Source organism: Methylomusa anaerophila, assembly GCF_003966895.1.
Classification (GTDB): Bacteria; Bacillota; Negativicutes; order Sporomusales; family Sporomusaceae; genus Methylomusa; species Methylomusa anaerophila.
Genome location: NZ_AP018449.1, coordinates 507,368 through 523,207 on the forward strand (window position 1 = coordinate 507,368; position 15,840 = coordinate 523,207).

A 15,840-nucleotide genomic window follows, 5' to 3' on the forward strand; every position below is an offset into this window, starting at 1 on the left:
CCTACCAAACATTTAAAATCCATTCCCGGTCATGCTTGTGTTCCATTGAGGCAAACATCGTGTTGGCAATGGTTTCACCCAGCCAGATGGCGCCGTTATAACCAATCACCGGCTGGCGGTACAAACCGGCGCGGTCAAAGGTCGGAAAACCGACCCGCACCATGGGAATGCCATAGTCAATGGCCACATAGCGTCCTTTGGAATGACCCATGATTAAGTCAAGCTCGATTTCCTTGTCCCTGAGCCGCCGCTCAAGTTCCCATAAATCGGCGTTAAAAACTATTTCCATGTCAAAATCAACTTCGTCCCGCAACAAGGCAAGGCGCGGGTCGCGCTCATAGGCGGCGTTTTCATCCCCAATCAGCAGCAAAACCGGTTGCAGTTCAACTTCCAGACAAAACTGGGCCAGTCCGAATACCAAATCAGGATTGCCGTATATCGCCACCTTTTTGTCGGCAAAAAACATATGCGCCAGGTCAGCCAGAGCGTCAATCGCCTTGCCCCGTTCTTTGACCAAGGATTCCGGTATTGGCTTGCCAGTCAGTTGGGCGATATTTTTCAGCAATACGTCGGTATTTTTTATACCGATCGGCGTGTCGGCGATAATAGCCGGTACGCCGAATTTATCTTTCAAATACGCAGCCGCACTGCCGCCTTCATAGCGGGATAAAGCGACGGTGCCAATAGCATTGGCGGCGCCGGCGATATCTTCGATTGTGGTGCCGCCGCTGATTGTCACTGCTTTATCGGGCAAAGTGGGTGAGTCAAAATCTTCAATGTCAATCAATATATTGCCTTCGACGCCTATTTCCGAGAGAATATGCTTGATTTCGGTTACATCGCCGGGATTTACCCAGCCGGTAATCACATTAAGTTTGCCGTTAGGCTCGCCTTTTTTGGCCAAGTTGCTCACCAGCGCCTTAATTGCCGCGTCATAGCCGGTTACATGGCTGCCGTTGTAGCTGGGAGTATGGACCGGGATCAGTTCGATTGGGCGGTCGGGATGGTTGCTTTGCAAATGGCGCTTAATTTTGCGGATTACGCCTTCAATATCATCGCCGATGGTTTCGGTGGAACAAGTGGTTATAATCGGAATAATCCGCAAATCCGGATAACGCTGAATCAACGTTTCAACCGCTTCCTCAACCCGCTTCACCGCGCCGAAAACGGCTGCGTCCTCGTGGACCGACGATGAAGCAATATCAAAATTTTCCTTAAAATGCTGGGCGAACAGCAACCGGACAAACATGCTGCAACCTTGCCCGCCGTGTACTAAAGGTATGCAGTCTTTCACGCCGATGCCGGCATATTGCGCCCCGCACGGCTGGCAGTTGTACATGGGGTTGATGATGCCGGTCCGATTTTTCTTGCTAACTGAACAGGACATTTTGTCACCTCTTTTGCAGTTGTATGCGCGCTGATGATTGCTTAAGTTTAATAATTAGGAACATGCAGCTCGCAGTTGGTTGATTTTTCTATGGCAATTTCCCGGATGCGTTGTTTGACCCCCGCGATCAGCGGTTCAATTTCTGATTTCTCCATATTTCCCAGCCAGGAAAATTTGGTTTTTAATTCTGCGGCCAAAATCTTGGCATCGGCGTAAAAACATTTTTCCTGCGCCGTATCAAGGACCGGCGTTTCTCCGGACAGCAGGACTTCCACCGTGCCTAAAACACCGTTAATATTCTCTTCCCGGTCCCAGGCGCGGGAGTAAAATTGCCATAAACACCGTTCCTGCACATATGCGGTCAGGGCTTCAATTTTGTCGATCATGCCGCATCACACCTCCCTGATATCAATTGGCGCCAGTTTCATTAACGGAGAATTCATGGCGTTGTACATATCGCGGGCCATGTTCACAAACCCTTCAAATCCCATGTACGGGCCGTTATGATAAGCATGACCGTTAATATACGGAATGTGCAATTTTTTTACCAGATCACCAACGCGCGGTCCGGTAAATATAATATCGGGTTTCAGCATTTCGATCACTTCAAAGAATTCCAGTTCGTTGCCGTCGTCGATATAAACGGTCCCAACTTGGCCGCGGGCTATTACCTTTTCAAAATCTTCCTGGTGACCGAACTTCGAAGACATGGCCACAACCTGCACGCCTAAGTCGTCTTCTACCGCTTTCGTCCAGTGCCACAGGCGCGGACCGCCGGTCCATATGCACATTTTTTTGCCGCGCAGCCGCTCTTTGTACCAGTCGAGCTTTGGCTTCCATTTAGCCGTTTCTTCCGCTATTATTTCTTCCGCTTTGTCTTCCAACCCGAAAAACGCGCCGATTTTGCGCAATCCTTCCGCCATATAATCGAATCCCCAGCTATCTATGTCCAGCCGCGGAATACCGTACTGCTTCTTTAACTCATTGGCGATATAACCGGCCGACCGGGCACAGTTAACCACATTCAACTGCGCCCTATGCATGGCCCGCAGTTCGTCATAAGTGGCGTTGCCTGTGAAGTGGGCGATAACCTGAATGTCCATTTTATGCAAATATTTTTCCAGTACATACGTATCGCCTTGAATGTTATAATCACCGATAAAGTTTATCGTGTAGGGACTTTTGATTTCCGGTTCCAGCGTGCCGACTTTTTCATTGATCCAGCCGATGTTGAGCACGTGATGGCCTTTGGACTGGCTGACGCCGGCAAAGCCCGGGCACTCAACCACAAAAATGTCCACGTCGCCTAATTCTTTCTCCACCGCCTTCGCCACGGCTTTGGGATCGTCGCCGATGAGCGCGGTGGCGCAAGTCGTATAAATAAACATTCTTTTGATATGCGGCATTTCTGCGAAAGCTTCGATGATGCTTTGCTTGAGCTGTTTTTCGCCGCCGAATACTATGTGCTTTTCCTTAAGATTGGTTGACCATACGTATTTTAATTGAAAATTGTCATTATCACTGGGATAACGTTTGGTATGCCAGGTATCATAGGCGCAGCCGACCGGCCCATGAATCATTTGAATACAGTCTTTGATAACGCCGCCTATAACCAGCTTGGCACCGCAATAGCTGCAGCCCCGCTCCGACAGGGAACCTGGAATAGTCGGGACGTTAGAGATTGGTAAATAATGCGTCGTATCTTCACCCGGCGCTTTTATATAGCAGTGGCGTTCCCGTTCGGGAATTGTTTCATCACATTTAAACAACTTTAACGGCATGTCAAACCTCCTGTATTTTTTTGCCGGCTACAAAATGGCCTTATCGCCTGTTTCTCCAGTCCGCACACGGACAGCCTCTTCCACGGGGCATACAAAAATTCGGCCGTCACCAATCTGATTGGTCTGATTCACGCTAACAATCGCGCTGACAACCCGGTCGACGTCTTCGTCGGCTACCACCACGATAAGCAACCGCTTGGGAATAAATTTCATCCCGGCCGTTTGGGCCTTGGCAAGCACTTCGCTGGCTATGCTGAAGCCGCACTCGCCGGCGATTCCCCGCTGTTTGCCCCGGCCCAACACCGCGAATCCGGTCATCCCCGGATAGCCGATGCTATCCAGCGCCGCCTTGGTAACATTAACCTTGTTGGACCTGATTATCGCAACTATTTCTTTCATTAACTCCACCTCCTGCCCGTTATCCGTTCACCTGCCGCTTAATAAGCCGCAGTTCGCGGCGGGCCTTGCCTCGTAAATTTACAAGCACTTCTTACAATCCCTCCAGATTGGTCCTGACGGTTACGGCTTTTTCCACCGCTGAAACAAATATTTTGCCGTCGCCAAAATTGCCGGTATACGCTTTTTTGGTAATAACATTTACTGCTTCTTCCACATCGTCATCTTTGACGACTATCAGGATCATTACTTTGGGAATTTCATCATAATGGGAGTTGCCAAAGGTAATGCCTTTTTGCTTGCCCCGGCCGACAACATTCATTTTGGTTAAAGCGCCAAAACCCGCCTCTTCCAGACCGTCCGTGACATCATCGGCTTTTTCCGGTCGAATCATTGCCCGAATCATTTTCATTGTAAATCTACCGCCTTTCCTAAATGCTTATGATTAATCCACAAGCCCGTATTTAACAACCATCAATTCCAGTTCATCCATGCTTAAGGGCGTGGGAATGACCAGCTTGTCGTTATCAATAATTTTGGCGGCCAGGTTTGCGTACTCCTTAGCCTGGTTGCAGTTCGGGTCGTATTCGATAACGGATTTTTTATTGAACTCCGCTTTCTGCACAATGTTGTCGCGCGGCACAAAATATATCATCTGCGTGCCCAATGCTTCGCAAAACTCTTGCATTAATTCCAGTTCCTTATCCACATTGCGGCTGTTGCAAATAATTCCGCCCAGCCGCACACCGCTTTGGTCGGCATATTTGAGCATGCCGCGGGCAATATTGTTGGCGGCATAGATTGCCATCATTTCACCGGAGGCAACAATATAAACCTCTTCGGCTTTGCCCTCCCGGATCGGCATGGCGAAGCCGCCGCAAACAACGTCGCCTAATACGTCATAATAAACAAAGTCAAGGTCCTCCGTATAAGCGCCCAATACTTCCATCAAATTGATGGCGGTGATAACGCCCCGGCCTGCGCAACCGACACCCGGTTCCGGCCCGCCGGACTCCACACAGCGAATCTTGCCGAACCCGGTTTTCACAACTTTCTCAAGGGAGATAGCGTCTTCGCCTTCTTCCCGCATGATGTCCATTAAAGTCTCCTGCGGTTTTCCCCCCAGCACCAGACGGGTGGAATCAGCTTTGGGGTCGCACCCGTGAATAAACACCTTTTTATTATAAAAGTGAGCCATAGCTGTTGCCGTATTCTGCTGGGTAGTAGATTTACCAATGCCGCCTTTACCATAAAACGCAATTTTTCTCATAACTTTCAAAACCTCCTAAAGATACGTAATTTAAGATACTTAATTTAATATTTAACAGCCTGTGGCGATTGCAACGATATTTGCGGTCACCTCCCGTGCAAAATAATAAGCCGCCCATCATTTGATGATAGGCGGCTTTGCCTCAAAAACAGCTGATTAACTTGTTATATTTTTAAACAAATCAACCAATCATTTAAATAAAACAAAACTAAAAAACAATCTACCGGTAATGGCAACAGCATCGTTCGTTGCTTTAGTTGATATAGTTGTTTTAGATGTTTTAGTTATCGCAATTATAACACGAGTATTTTGGCAATGCAATATCTCCTGATAAAAATATAATATTGCGATTATTTGAATTCAATCCGCCTAATTTACGCACTTCCAGGCCATAATCAATTAAATTCAGTGTCCAACCATCATTTATGATTATTTTTACCAGCTTAGTTTTGTTTATTTTGTTGATTTAATTTTAATAAAACTATTGAAATCAACAAAACTAAATTGTATAATTATCAATAATACAGCAGCTTCACAATGGCGTGCCGGCGGGGACTACCCGTGCGGCCTATTTTTTTGGAGGTGGTCAGGATGTCGGTCTTGGTTGCAACAAAAACAGCGCAGGCGTTATCCGGCTTGCCATATATTATGCTGGAAGAAGAATTGTCTTATTATAATCAGCACAAAAGTTGGCCGGACCGGCCACAGGAAAGCATCAACATACCGTCAACCCCTTTGCATCGCCAATTGGCAGCCCTTTGTATGCAATATCCCTATTGGAACGATTACCGCTTGTTAAGTTATTTACAGAAGCGTGGTCAAAAACTTACTTTAGAGCAGTTAAGACAATTAAAAAATGATTGCCGGCTTGACAGCCGGGAAGCCATTTGCAACACATTGATCCGTCTGGCCGACCGCGCCGGTCTGGCGTTGAATCCGCAGCAAATCAGCTATATCGAACGGGCAATGCCGGAATATCGCGACCGGGATGTTTCTTCCCGGCGCGCAGGCGAGCTTATCGTATACAGCCGGCTGTTCGGGCGGGGAATCGGGGACATCGGCCGGGTCTACGCCCATGTGTTTGCCGATATGTATTCGGGCTGCATTATAGGGGAACTGAACCAAGACCGAAGTGTCAACGCCGCTTTACAGCTCTTTGACGCCGTTGTGGCGCCGTCTTTTCAGAACGCGAATCCGCTGGTGACAAATGTTATGCATTCCACGCAAGAGATGAACGATTTTAAGAAATGCACGAAGATGGAAGTTTCCCATAAAAATATGAATTGGGTGCCCACCCGTCGCAAATTCGGCGTAATCGAAAAATGCGAGCGAGCCGTAATACAAAGCGGTTTTTTTGAATGCGCCGCAAGCTCGTTAACCGTTCTGCAGTCTGCCTTTCGGCATTGGCTTGCCCAATATAATCAGGCCGGCGGCCAGCCCATTATTTAAAAATCAATAAATATATTGACAGGAGTGATTTATTTATGGAAATGCCGGATAGAACCCCGGAAGAAAACCCCAATATGGAAGCAGCCACCGAAATATTGACGAAATTGTACAGAATAAAGCTTAACCAATTGCGCGCCGATCATTCCGACCCGGCGGCAACAACCCGGCTCAAAGCCGAAATGGCCGCAATGCGCCATGAACACAAGATGCTCGCCCGCCCTGAAGTTATCGAAAAAATACTCACGGTTTACGGACAGGAAATGCAAAAATATACAACCCAAGCACAGGATTGAAGCCAATTTTACAACGGCTATCCTGAAAATCTAAAACGTTCTCCATTTTCAGGCAAAATAATAGCCGGATGCCTCTCGTTTGGAAGGAGGTATCCGGCTATTAGCGTATTACGCCAGCAATATCCGTTCGGAATGAGTATAAATATTGCATCGTTCACCACGGGCAAAACCGATAACAGTTATCCCCAGTTCTTCGGCCATATCCAAAGCCAGTCCGGTGGGGGCGGAGCGGGCGATAATAACGGCAATATTCATCTTGCTGACTTTTAGGATAATTTCCGAAGATACCCTACCCGTAAAAACGATAATCTTGTCATGGGTGGAAATACCTTCAAGCAAACAACGACCGTAAATTTTATCAAAAACATTATGCCGGCCAATATCGGCGCTAAAGCAAATTAACTTTCCATCTGCCGCTAATGCCCCGCCGTGAACTCCACCGGTAAGCCGAAATACATCCGATTGCTGTTCCAGCAGCCGGGAGTATGCTACTATACTTGCAGGAGTCAACTGTAAACTGCTGTTAACCGTTCGCGCAGTCAGCACGTCATTGGCAAAGTAAAAAGTACTGCGGCCCTTACCGCAACAGGCAGTTAAGTACCGTTTCAAAAATAGCTTCTCGGATATTGTCTCGCCGGCGACTGTTTCCACCTTAACTATCCCCTGCAAGGAATCAAGTTCCAGGGACTTTATATCGCCGGCCTTTTCGATAATGCCTTCCGACGCCAAAAAACCCGTAACCAGATAGTTCTCTTCCCCTTCGGCAGCCAGCATAGTGATTAATTCCTTGCCGTTTAAAAACACGGTAAGCGGAACTTCCTCAACTACCGGCTCCTCCACTGCCGCAGCTTCAGTTCCGTTAAGCTTTATGACCTGATGCAGCGCTGTTCCCCGCGGTATGTCCATTTTTGTTCACCTCTCACCACAGGACACGCTAAGTACATGCTCCTGATAAGCTTTAGCCAATAAAGCGGTAATATTCCCTTTTATTAAAGAATGCTGATTACAACAGATAACCGGAATAATTTCCATGATAGAGCTGGTGAGAAAAATCTCGTCGGCTTTATCCATCTCTACCGGCAAAACCGCTCGTTCTTCCGTTGTGATAGACAGCCGGCGCGCCAGTTTAATTACCACATCCCTTGTTATTCCCGGCAGTATTCCGCTCCCGGCATCGGGCGTAATCAGTTTTCCTGACGAAACCAAAAAAATATTGCTCATAGTACCTTCCGCCAAATACCCATCTGTATTCAGCATTATACCTTCTTGCGCTCCCTGCTGTCTGGCTTCCGATCTGGCCAGCATATTGTCCAAATAGTTGGCGGACTTGATTTTACATAACGGAGAACTTAAATTACGCCGCAGACTGACGGTAACCACCTTCCATCCTTCCTCCACAGTCGACGCCCGCGCCGCAACCGGTCCGGCGAACACCACCACCGTTGGACTGCCGCAGGTAGCAGCATCAGGCCGCGGCGCCCCAATACCCCGTGACAGAGTAAGTCTAACGGAAGCTTCTTTTAAGCCATTCGCCGCCAATGTACCATAAACGGCTTCACTTAAATCCCGCCGTCCGGGAATTTCCGTCCACCCCAGTATGCGCATCCCATACTCCAAACGCTCCAAATGAGCATCCAGACAAAATACTTTCCCATTATAAGCCCGCATGGTCTCAAACAAACCATGCCCGTACAAAAAACCGTGATCCAAAGCAGACAACACCGCTTCAGTCTCATCAACCAATCTACCATTCACATAAATCATTTTCATCACCAACTAAAGAAAAAAGTATCTTTACTCAGATTATCAACTGCCAAGAGCTATCCTGAAAATCTAAAACGTATAAGACAAAGGAACCGAAACCGCAGAGACACAGAGGACACAGAGAAAGAATAACGAAAAGCGTTGGAAACATAACAGATGCTTCCTACCTTAACGAGCGGTAAGCTTGTATCCGCCAGCCCACCAACTGCCACGAACTGCTTAGAAGTCGTTAGATGCTAGGCGCCGGGGATTTCGAGGCCGGAGGCGTACGGTTTGTACGTTGAGGACCTCGAAATCCCTGGCAACGACGCAGATGGCGGCTTATAAGCAGTTCCCACCTTTAAGCCTCCAAGCTAATACCCTAGTGCGCGTATCAGGGCCCGTGCCTTATCAAGCGATTCCTGATATTCCAGTTCCGGCACGGAGTCGGCGACGATGCCGCCGCCGGCCTGGAAATAGGCTTGACCGTTTTTAATGACAAATGTCCGGATTACAATATTAAGGTCGGCATCACCGTTAAAATCAATATAGCCGATTGAACCGGTATAGATGCTGCGCCGCACCGGTTCAAGCTCGTCAATGATTTCCATGGCCCTGACTTTCGGCGCCCCGGTTATTGATCCGCCGGGAAAAGATCCTACTATCAGGTCAATAACATCCTTATCCGGGCGCAGCTTGCCGACAACAGTGGAAACTAAATGAAAAACCGTCGGGTAGGCTTCCAGCCTGATAAGATCCGGAACCTTTACGCTGCCATACTCACAAACCCGGCCCAGGTCATTGCGCTCAAGATCAATGATCATGACGAGCTCGGCCCTGTCTTTTTCACTGGCCAAAAGCTCCGCCCTAAGCTGCCGGTCAGACTCGGGATCGGCCCCCCTTGGCCGGGTACCCTTGATGGGGCGCGTCTCCACCATGCCGTCTTGAACCAGCAGGTACCGCTCAGGCGAAGCGCTGGCCACAACTACATCGACAAAATTCAAATAGGATGCAAACGGCGCCGGATTAATATGTCGGAGATAACGGTATAAATCATAAGGGGGTACTGTTAACTTGGCTGAAAACCGCTGCGTAATGTTGGCTTGGAAAATATCACCGGCAGCAATATAGTCGATGGTTCTCCGGATAATATCGCAATATACTTCCTTCGTAAAGACAGCCGTATAATCGCCGTCAGGAATTGGCGGCGCCGGCTCAGGCAGCGGTTTTGCCGCCGTTGCCAGCTCGGCTAGCTCTTTGATGCGCTGCTTTGCCCTTAGCTTGCGCGCATTTTCCTCCTTGGCGGGAAAACCGTTAGCAGCTATGTACGCCTTGCCGGTATGGTGATCGAAAATCAAGACAGTATCATAGAACCCGAGTACACAGTCGGGGTTGCCAAGATCATCGCCGCTAAATTCCGGGATAGTTTCCAGCAGATACCCCATGTCATAGCCAAAATAACCGATAACTCCTCCCGTAAACGGAGGAAGTCCCGGAATTTTTTCCGTCCGGTAAGCAGCCAGCAGCTGCTTTATTTCAGAAAATGGATTGCCCGCAAAGGAACGGCTGCCGTCCCGGGTCTTGATATGTATTGTTCTTTCTTTACTGGAAAAGACCAAAAAAGGATCGCGGGCGATAAAAGAATAACGGCCCATGCCGTTTAGATCCATGCCGCTGTCTAAAAAGACACTATACGGCTCGTTCGCAAATTGAGCAAAAATAGTTGCCGGCGGCTGAGAAACGTTGATTTCATGAATGATGGGACTCGGCTTCATGTTACTATTGGTAATCTCCCTTCATATTGGCTCAGTTCATTAATTGCCATGAACTGCTTAGAAATCGTCAGATGCTTCCGTTGCATATGAAAAAGACTTATTGAAAACCAACTAGATAATTACTTATGAATCAGCATAGTCACACCGGGCGCGACGAGAACCGGAACGCAAGCGTACTAGGATGTACGCTGGAGTGAGGATCGCAGGAGCAACGACGCAGATGGCGGTTTATAAGCAGTTCTCTACTTAAGGTGAATAGACATTATCAAAAAATTGCGCAGCATGGCATAGCCTTCTTCGGTAAGAATGGATTCAGGGTGAAATTGAACCCCCTCAAGCGGGTATTCTTTGTGGCGCACGCCCATGATTTCTCCTTTATCGGTTTCAGCTGTGATTTCCAGACACGCCGGCAAGGTTTCCCGCTTAATAATCAGCGAATGATACCGGGTGGCGGTAAGCGGGCTTTTTAGTCCCTTGAATACGCCCCGGCCATCATGATATATCTGAGATGTCTTGCCATGCATCAGCCGTGGCGCACGGATCACATCGCCGCCGAAAGCCTGTCCAATGGATTGATGCCCCAGACAGACCCCCAATATGGGCACTCGCCCCTGGCAATGCTGAATTAGCGCAAGGCTGATACCTGCTTCATTGGGTGTACATGGCCCGGGAGAAAGAATAATATGATCAGGGTTCAGTTCTTCGATCTCGGCGAGGGTAATTTTGTTGTTGCGGAATACCCGCACATCCTCTCCCATATCGCCGAGGTATTGGACGAGATTATACACAAACGAATCGTAGTTATCGATCATTACAATCATGTTTTCATTCCTCCCGGCATTATTGTACCACATTTGTTGCCATGTTACTATTTGGCATCTAAATTTATTCTATTCAGCCCACGAGACATTTACCCGTCTACTTGATTTCGAGTCTAATAAACTCGTTTTAAAGCGTTATGGAACTTCACGGAACCTGCGGCTCGCCTACATTTCGTTTCTCATCGCCACGTATCTTTTTAATCGCGTTGTTACAGAACTGTTACAGTTATTATACCGCAACTATAACCCACCGCCAAAGAAAATAGCCAGCTACCGCCGGCTATTTTCATGCAGTGATTATCTTGTTTAGGTGGTCCTCAAACTCATCCAGAGTGCTGGCCTTGACACTCCATTTATGCAAGGCTTTCAAAACCCACACATCCCCTACCGCATTGATCTTATCCCGTAGCGGCTGCCGGACCACAGGAAACCGTTCCGTCAGTACATCCAAAATATTTTCCCGCAGCAACGCCACCTCAGCCTTTCGAATATCCTCGGCAATCCACTCTTTATAAACCTCCGACTGCATTAGCATCTCCCCCCTTATAAACTGCCGGACAACCTCCGGCCCATATACTTCCCCGCCAAAAATCCCAAGTACCGCAATCAAATCCTGCTGCAAGGCACCATCCTGCACATCGGCGACGATGTGACTAAGCGCCTCTTGCATCACCGTTGCCGGCGGCGTGTCGCCCTTCATCATCGGCATCAGCGGATAAAATCCCACCAAACCCTGCTCGATCACATCAGCCCGCGACATTTCCCACAGGCGAACTACCTGATATTGATAGTGTACCGTCTCCGTCTGGAATCCGTGCATCTTATTCTCATGCTCCGGAAAAAAGAACACCGCTGCCTGATGTACCGGCGGCGTACCTTGGCCGGCGGTCATAGTATAGCTCCCAAATGTCCGCCTGATACCTGAGCATCCGGGCCGGAAAAGCCGGATCATGATAGCCCTGAATCTCAAAATGGACAATCGCCTCTCCCGCCGGCGTCGTGACGGCAAACACTTCGTCTAGCCGGGACTGCGCTTTCGGGGTCAACTCCTTTGCCATTGACCGGACACTGTCCGGCCTGGCCTCCGGGTAAATAAACCGTACCCAATCCGCTGCCCGGCGTTCTACCAGGCGTTTAATCGGAATGTCAAACCGTGGCAATCCCTCACCACCTTCACAAATCATCTCACTACGTCCCATTATACCACATAACGCGCCGAAAGTTACATAGCGCCACCCCAACCAAGGGCAAGCGGAGTAACTTCCCCCCCCTCCCTAGATCAATACCCCGAAAAATTAAACTCTGATCCTAAAAAAAGAGGGCCAGGAATAATCCCGGCCCGCCCTTTATGCCTTTTAGTTAGCGGCAACAGGCACTTTTAATTTATTTTCTGAATACAGCTCAACGGTGTCATATTTTTTCTTAACTGCGATTGCCGGTCCGTCGCCGACAGCGCCAAGGACGGCTTTTTGGTTCGCGGTCGCAAAACTTTCAGTATACAGTACGTTTGTACCGCTGACATTTTGTTTCGTATTCGGCCAGTAAACCGCGGCCGCATCAAAATCGGCGGCGCCTATGCCGGCATAGGTCGGCACTTCTTTGGCAATGGCCGCTCTGACATCGGCAATATTATTGTATTTAACCCCAAAGTAACCCAGGGTATCCAGCAATACCTGCAGATTATCCTTACCGGTTTTCGGCTGGAGGGCCGCATGTGCGGCTTGAATACGGCGGTCGCTCCTGGTATAGGTTCCCTCGCTCTCCACAGCGCTGACCAGCGGCACTGCCACATCAGCGGCAGCGGCAGTCTCTGTCAGGAAGATATCATAGACGGCGAGGAAGGAAAGACGTTTTAATAATGCCAGCTTGTCCGGGCAAACCGCAGGGTTTTCCCCGATAATTACCAAAGCTTTGATTTTACCGCTGTCAATGCCTTGCGCCACAGCGTCGGCCGGCAGAACAAAGCCCATATCAATCGCGCCCTGGCTGTTGTTTTTGCTGCGGGCAAGGATTACGCCCCGATAGGCGGCGCCTACTTTACCGGCAAGCACAGCCGCAAAAGCAAACAGTTTTACTGCCTCTTTGCTAACAGTATCTTCATCAATAAGGATGAACGGTTTTGCCGCTTTACTGTATCTTTGCGCCAAAGATTTGGCAGCATCGCTGACCTGAACAGCAGCCAGGGAAGCTTTCAATTCGGCAAAGCCCTCGGCCTTAGCCGCCACCTTTTTCTCATCAGTCACACCCAGATCCAACAGCGCTTTGACGAATGCTTTGACATCGGCAGTGCTTGTCAGGGATTGAGGCCATTCAGCGTTAGCCAGTTCGGCCACCCTGATTTTGAAATCCAACACCGGATGATTGCCTTTTACATCGCCGACTGTCAGAACAAAATCGCTGTTATCAAGTTCGGCATAACTGTTGGTGGAGGCATCATAACCAAATACCTCGTCAAGACCGCTGCCACCATTGACAGTATAGGAAGTCTTAACCGTGGTTTGAACAGCGTCAGCCAACTTGCCGGCAAGAAACAGTTCCTCATTGGTCAGCCGCGGTGATACCACCACGCCAATGCTGTCTTTACCATGGATGGCAGCAATAGCCTGCAACCCCTTAACAACCTCTAAATTGGCCTCATTCCAATCAGCCTGGACAAATTGGCCGTGGCGTTTGATAACCGGCTGCGTCAGGCGCGAGCTGTCATTAACATAATCGAGGCCGAATTTTCCTCGCTGGCAAAGCCAGCCGTCGCCTTGCGTCTTATCAGGTGTAATTCTGAATGCTACATCTCCTCTGTACTCAACGTTGACACGGCAGCCTACGCCGCAGTAACCGCAAACCGACGATACATTGTTCAGGCTGGCGGGAACTTGTTTGGCAGCAGCTTGTTTTTCCATGCAGGCGCCGGTTGGGCAGACATCAACGCAGGAACCGCAGGCGATACAAGAAGTTTCACTGAGCGGTAATTTAAATTCAGGATAAATGACGGAATCGAAACCACGACCTACCAGTCCGATAGCCGTTGCTCCCACAACCTCATCGCAAACGCGAACGCATAAGCCGCAAAGTATACATTTGTCGGCATTGCGTTCAACGAACGGATGATTATCAATCACTTGCCGTTTCGGTGATTCAATGCCGGCAGGTTTTTCCGTATCAATGTCATATTCCTGAATATATTTAAGAAGCCGGCATTCAAAGTAATCACGGCAGCCGCATTCCAGACAGCGCTTGCTTTCACGCAAGGCGTCTTCTTCCGTAAAGACTTCGGCAACCTGCATGAAATTCTTATTCCGCACATGCTCGTCCGCCACCCTTAAAGCCACCCGGGGCACTTTCTCTTTGTCGGCAAAGGCTGCGGCAGTGAGATCTTTCTGGATGATAACTCTCTCTTCGGCATAAGGCGCCAGATTACCATTAAGATAACCGTCAATTACCGTGGCCGCATTTTTGCCTTGAGCAACAGCATCAATAGCAATCTTGGGACCGGTTACCGCGTCGCCGCCGGCAAATACCTTGTCAAGGCTGGTGGTAAACGCGCCTTCTTTAACAACGATATTGCCGGCTTTGTCGGTGGCAATACCGTTGATATTGCCGATAACCGTTTTTTGGCCGATGGCCGCAATGATTCTGTCTGCTGCAAATGTTACGGTCTCGCCGGTAGGCTCCGGTTTTCTCCGGCCGGAAGCATCAGCCTCGCCTAACTGCATGACCTGGCATTTTAATGCGTTGGCACGGCCATTTTCGCCCAACACTTCCAGCGGGGCAACCAGGAACTGGAATTTAACGCCTTCTTCCATGGCTTCATCAATTTCCAGTCTTTCGGCCGGCATTTCCTCCAAGGTTCTTCTATAGACAACGGTGACCTGGTCAGCACCCAGCCGTACAGACGTACGCGCAACGTCCATAGCCGTATTACCGCCGCCAACTACCAGCACTTTGCCGCCCAAAGCGACATTGCCGTTCCTGGTGACTTCCCGCAAGAAATCGATGCCGCCAAGAACGCCTTCCATGTCGTCACCCTTGCAGCGCAGGCCCTGGCTTTCCCAGGAACCAATCCCAAGGAATACAGCGTCGCAACTGTTGCGGAGATGATCCAGGCTGACATCGTCGCCAATCTTGGTATTGTAAACAAACTCTATACCCATTTTTTCCATCAATGCAACTTCGGCGTCAATCATGGCCTTGTCCAAACGGTATTGCGGGATGCCATAGCGCAGCATGCCGCCCGGATAAGGCATAGCTTCATAAATAACTATCTTATGGCCATCCCGGGCCAGGAAATAACCGGCTGTAAGTCCGGCAGGGCCGGCACCGACAATGGCCACTTTCTTGCCGGATGGTTTTTTCATGGGCGGCAGATATGGTTCCCCTTTGAGATCAAGCTCAGCAACAAAGGCTTTCAGAGCAGCTATGGAAATGGGCTCTTCCACCAATTCCCGGCGGCAGGCCTCCTCGCAAGGATGCGGGCAGATCTTGCCGATGCTGAAGGGAATGGGCATTTTTTCTTTAATCAGTTTCAGCGCTTCCCTATATTGACCGTTGGCTATCAGCCCGACATAGCCCTGACAATCGGTGTGGGCCGGACAAGCCTGATGGCACGGCGGCCGGCAATCGCCGCGATGGTCTACTGCCAACAGTTTTAACGCCGTTTTCCGGGCATTGACAGTCCGGGAGGTATTGGTTTTGATTACTTGCCCGTTTTGGGCAAAAGTCGCGCAGGATCTGACAAGCTTAGGGCTTCCTTCCATTTCCACCACGCAGAGTCCGCAGGCGCCATAGGGTTTGATTCTTTCATCATAACAGAGATGTGGTATTTCGATACCGTTTTCGGAAGCGGCCTGCAGAATAGTTTGACCATCCAGCGCAACTATTTCCCTACCGTTTACATTTATACTTATTTTGCTCATTTTTATCACTCCCTT

Annotated in this window: 15 protein-coding genes; 2 read left to right on the forward strand and 13 right to left on the reverse strand. The window is 49.2% G+C overall.

What is annotated here, in order from left to right; translation table 11 throughout:
- Position 1 precedes the first annotated feature (1 nt).
- The 6 genes from MAMMFC1_RS02225 to nifH all read right to left on the reverse strand — a co-directional run bounded on the left by MAMMFC1_RS02225 (position 2) and on the right by nifH (position 4,834).
- Complete coding sequence (locus tag MAMMFC1_RS02225; protein ID WP_126306096.1) at positions 2-1,387, reverse strand: nitrogenase component 1; 1,386 nt, start codon at positions 1,385-1,387, stop codon at positions 2-4.
- Positions 1,388-1,434: 47 nt separating this feature from the next.
- On the reverse strand, positions 1,435-1,773 hold the full coding sequence (gene vnfG, locus MAMMFC1_RS02230) for a V-containing nitrogenase subunit delta (RefSeq protein WP_126306098.1): 339 nt from the start codon (positions 1,771-1,773) through the stop codon (positions 1,435-1,437).
- Positions 1,774-1,779: 6 nt separating this feature from the next.
- Positions 1,780-3,168 carry a nitrogenase vanadium-iron protein, alpha chain gene (vnfD, locus tag MAMMFC1_RS02235; RefSeq protein WP_126306100.1) on the reverse strand — a complete coding sequence of 463 codons (1,389 nt, stop codon included), beginning with the start codon at positions 3,166-3,168 and terminating at the stop codon, positions 1,780-1,782.
- 27 nt (positions 3,169-3,195) lie between these two features.
- Positions 3,196-3,567: a P-II family nitrogen regulator gene (locus MAMMFC1_RS02240; RefSeq protein WP_126306102.1), complete on the reverse strand. Its 372-nt coding sequence runs from the start codon at positions 3,565-3,567 to the stop codon at positions 3,196-3,198.
- Positions 3,568-3,658: 91 nt separating this feature from the next.
- A complete protein-coding gene (locus tag MAMMFC1_RS02245; RefSeq protein WP_126306104.1) occupies positions 3,659-3,976 on the reverse strand; it encodes a P-II family nitrogen regulator in 318 nt (105 codons plus the stop codon).
- A 33-nt stretch (positions 3,977-4,009) separates the two neighbouring features.
- A complete protein-coding gene (nifH, locus tag MAMMFC1_RS02250; protein ID WP_126306106.1) occupies positions 4,010-4,834 on the reverse strand; it encodes a nitrogenase iron protein in 825 nt (274 codons plus the stop codon).
- A gap of 591 nt (positions 4,835-5,425) precedes the next feature.
- On the opposite strand from nifH, the gene MAMMFC1_RS02255 reads away from it, so the two are divergent.
- Positions 5,426-6,283, forward strand: a complete 858-nt coding sequence (locus MAMMFC1_RS02255) for a hypothetical protein (protein WP_126306108.1) — start codon at positions 5,426-5,428, stop codon at positions 6,281-6,283.
- Positions 6,284-6,318: 35 nt separating this feature from the next.
- Positions 6,319-6,576, forward strand: coding sequence for a hypothetical protein (locus MAMMFC1_RS02260; protein WP_126306110.1), 258 nt, complete (start codon positions 6,319-6,321; stop codon positions 6,574-6,576).
- A gap of 108 nt (positions 6,577-6,684) precedes the next feature.
- Here the strand turns inward: MAMMFC1_RS02260 and fdhD are convergent, their stop codons facing one another.
- The 7 genes from fdhD to MAMMFC1_RS02295 all read right to left on the reverse strand — a co-directional run bounded on the left by fdhD (position 6,685) and on the right by MAMMFC1_RS02295 (position 15,825).
- Positions 6,685-7,482 carry a formate dehydrogenase accessory sulfurtransferase FdhD gene (gene fdhD / locus MAMMFC1_RS02265; protein WP_126306111.1) on the reverse strand — a complete coding sequence of 266 codons (798 nt, stop codon included), beginning with the start codon at positions 7,480-7,482 and terminating at the stop codon, positions 6,685-6,687.
- Between the two features lie 6 nt (positions 7,483-7,488).
- Positions 7,489-8,346, reverse strand: coding sequence for an aminotransferase class IV (locus MAMMFC1_RS02270; protein WP_126310399.1), 858 nt, complete (start codon positions 8,344-8,346; stop codon positions 7,489-7,491).
- A gap of 347 nt (positions 8,347-8,693) precedes the next feature.
- The gene (gene pabB / locus MAMMFC1_RS02275) at positions 8,694-10,094 is read right to left on the reverse strand and encodes an aminodeoxychorismate synthase component I (RefSeq protein ID WP_126306113.1); all 1,401 of its coding nucleotides are present in this window, start codon (positions 10,092-10,094) and stop codon (positions 8,694-8,696) included.
- Between the two features lie 242 nt (positions 10,095-10,336).
- Positions 10,337-10,915, reverse strand: a complete 579-nt coding sequence (locus MAMMFC1_RS02280; protein WP_126306115.1) for an anthranilate synthase component II — start codon at positions 10,913-10,915, stop codon at positions 10,337-10,339.
- A 286-nt stretch (positions 10,916-11,201) separates the two neighbouring features.
- Positions 11,202-11,807 (reverse strand): RpnC/YadD family protein, encoded by a 606-nt coding sequence (locus tag MAMMFC1_RS02285; RefSeq protein ID WP_126306117.1) that lies wholly within the window; start codon positions 11,805-11,807, stop codon positions 11,202-11,204.
- Positions 11,743-12,156, reverse strand: coding sequence for an RpnC/YadD family protein (locus MAMMFC1_RS02290; protein WP_232035623.1), 414 nt, complete (start codon positions 12,154-12,156; stop codon positions 11,743-11,745). The genes MAMMFC1_RS02285 and MAMMFC1_RS02290 overlap by 65 nt, the downstream gene beginning before the upstream one ends.
- A gap of 114 nt (positions 12,157-12,270) precedes the next feature.
- Positions 12,271-15,825: a molybdopterin-dependent oxidoreductase gene (locus tag MAMMFC1_RS02295; RefSeq protein WP_126306121.1), complete on the reverse strand. Its 3,555-nt coding sequence runs from the start codon at positions 15,823-15,825 to the stop codon at positions 12,271-12,273.
- Between the last annotated feature and the right edge of the window lie 15 nt (positions 15,826-15,840).

What these genes read in the sequence shown, in the direction of transcription:
- MAMMFC1_RS02285 (WP_126306117.1), bottom strand. Translation starts at nt 11,807, where the DNA reads ATGACCGCCGGCCAAGGTACGCCGCCGGTACATCAGGCAGCGGTGTTC.
- vnfG (WP_126306098.1), bottom strand. Translation starts at nt 1,773, where the DNA reads ATGATCGACAAAATTGAAGCCCTGACCGCATATGTGCAGGAACGGTGT.
- MAMMFC1_RS02260 (WP_126306110.1), top strand. Translation starts at nt 6,319, where the DNA reads ATGGAAATGCCGGATAGAACCCCGGAAGAAAACCCCAATATGGAAGCA.
- fdhD (WP_126306111.1), bottom strand. Translation starts at nt 7,482, where the DNA reads ATGGACATACCGCGGGGAACAGCGCTGCATCAGGTCATAAAGCTTAAC.
- pabB (WP_126306113.1), bottom strand. Translation starts at nt 10,094, where the DNA reads ATGAAGCCGAGTCCCATCATTCATGAAATCAACGTTTCTCAGCCGCCG.
- MAMMFC1_RS02280 (WP_126306115.1), bottom strand. Translation starts at nt 10,915, where the DNA reads ATGATTGTAATGATCGATAACTACGATTCGTTTGTGTATAATCTCGTC.
- MAMMFC1_RS02225 (WP_126306096.1), bottom strand. Translation starts at nt 1,387, where the DNA reads ATGTCCTGTTCAGTTAGCAAGAAAAATCGGACCGGCATCATCAACCCC.
- nifH (WP_126306106.1), bottom strand. Translation starts at nt 4,834, where the DNA reads ATGAGAAAAATTGCGTTTTATGGTAAAGGCGGCATTGGTAAATCTACT.
- MAMMFC1_RS02240 (WP_126306102.1), bottom strand. Translation starts at nt 3,567, where the DNA reads ATGAAAGAAATAGTTGCGATAATCAGGTCCAACAAGGTTAATGTTACC.
- MAMMFC1_RS02245 (WP_126306104.1), bottom strand. Translation starts at nt 3,976, where the DNA reads ATGAAAATGATTCGGGCAATGATTCGACCGGAAAAAGCCGATGATGTC.
- MAMMFC1_RS02270 (WP_126310399.1), bottom strand. Translation starts at nt 8,346, where the DNA reads ATGAAAATGATTTATGTGAATGGTAGATTGGTTGATGAGACTGAAGCG.
- MAMMFC1_RS02295 (WP_126306121.1), bottom strand. Translation starts at nt 15,825, where the DNA reads ATGAGCAAAATAAGTATAAATGTAAACGGTAGGGAAATAGTTGCGCTG.
- MAMMFC1_RS02255 (WP_126306108.1), top strand. Translation starts at nt 5,426, where the DNA reads ATGTCGGTCTTGGTTGCAACAAAAACAGCGCAGGCGTTATCCGGCTTG.
- vnfD (WP_126306100.1), bottom strand. Translation starts at nt 3,168, where the DNA reads ATGCCGTTAAAGTTGTTTAAATGTGATGAAACAATTCCCGAACGGGAA.